Raw genomic sequence first — 1,029 nt, forward strand, 5'->3', positions numbered from 1 at the left:
GGGTGTCCCATCTGTCCCATCGTTCAATCTTGTCATTCATTATCTTTCCTTTTTGTAATTACGACTTTGGAGTAATTTAATTCCCCTTTGGGGCAAGGGTCTTTGTCGGCAAAAACGGAGTTTGTCGGACAAAGACACACCTTGCCAGTATAAAGAAAGAGACCGTTTGTTATGTTCCATAAAGTAACCTTTCTGGGGTGCTTTTAATAGACGAGAGTTCAAAGTTCAAGAAGTAAGTCAAGAGATAAGTTTAGACTAATTTCTTGACTTACTGACTTTATGAGCTGACATGTTTTTGACTAAAGTTAATTTTGACTTAGGTCGAAACTAATTTCTTGACCAAAGTTATAACTGATCATTTGACTTAAGTCGCGACTGATGTCTTAACTTAACTCATAACTTACCTGTCTGCGGTATTGGATTATAATGCCTTTCAAGCATTGTCTGTATGTCGCTCTGCTTGTATAGTATCTTCCCTCCGATTTTGTAGAAAGGGAGCGTTCCTAAGTTTCTGTACTCTTGGAGCGTGCGTGTACTGAGCCGTAATTGGCTACAAACCTCCTCGCCAGTGAGGTAAACCTCTCCGCCTAACATCGGACGGGCTGTGGAACAATACCGCTCCAATTTCTTCAATATTCCTTCCATCAGTTGCGAAAACAACTGCATCTGTGGGTCTTCCTGCGTAATGATTTCATTCTCCGACATAATTCATTCATTGTTTGCGTTCAGTAACTCCGTGATGTCGCTCTCCTTGTAATAACACTTGTGCCCAATCATTGAGAAAGGGATTTTTCCCGTATCTCTGTATGATTGCAGGGTACGCTTGCTGATGCCCAAACGCTTGCACACGGCTTCATTGTCGAGCCATTCGTCCGTTTCGGGCGGATTGCCGATAAGCTGTTCAATACTGTGGATAAAGTCTGCAAATTCGGAGCAGTGCCGCTCCCACGCTTTGCGGTCGATGATAATGAGTTTCATTGCCTTGATTTTGTTTTGATTACTTTATTGTTACTCGGCAAACAAACTGTT

At 42.1% G+C, this 1,029-nt stretch carries 2 protein-coding genes; both read right to left on the reverse strand.

Going from position 1 to position 1,029, the window contains the following annotated elements; translation table 11 throughout:
• Nucleotides 1-393 precede the first annotated feature (393 nt).
• Complete coding sequence (locus DEM91_RS12535; RefSeq protein ID WP_249859127.1) at nucleotides 394-705, reverse strand: helix-turn-helix domain-containing protein; 312 nt, start codon at nucleotides 703-705, stop codon at nucleotides 394-396.
• 3 nt (nucleotides 706-708) lie between these two features.
• The gene (locus tag DEM91_RS12540) at nucleotides 709-978 is read right to left on the reverse strand and encodes a helix-turn-helix domain-containing protein (protein ID WP_004355433.1); all 270 of its coding nucleotides are present in this window, start codon (nucleotides 976-978) and stop codon (nucleotides 709-711) included.
• Nucleotides 979-1,029: the final 51 nt, after the last annotated feature.

This window comes from Prevotella sp. TCVGH (genome assembly GCF_023522295.1).
Classification (GTDB): Bacteria; Bacteroidota; Bacteroidia; order Bacteroidales; family Bacteroidaceae; genus Prevotella; species Prevotella timonensis.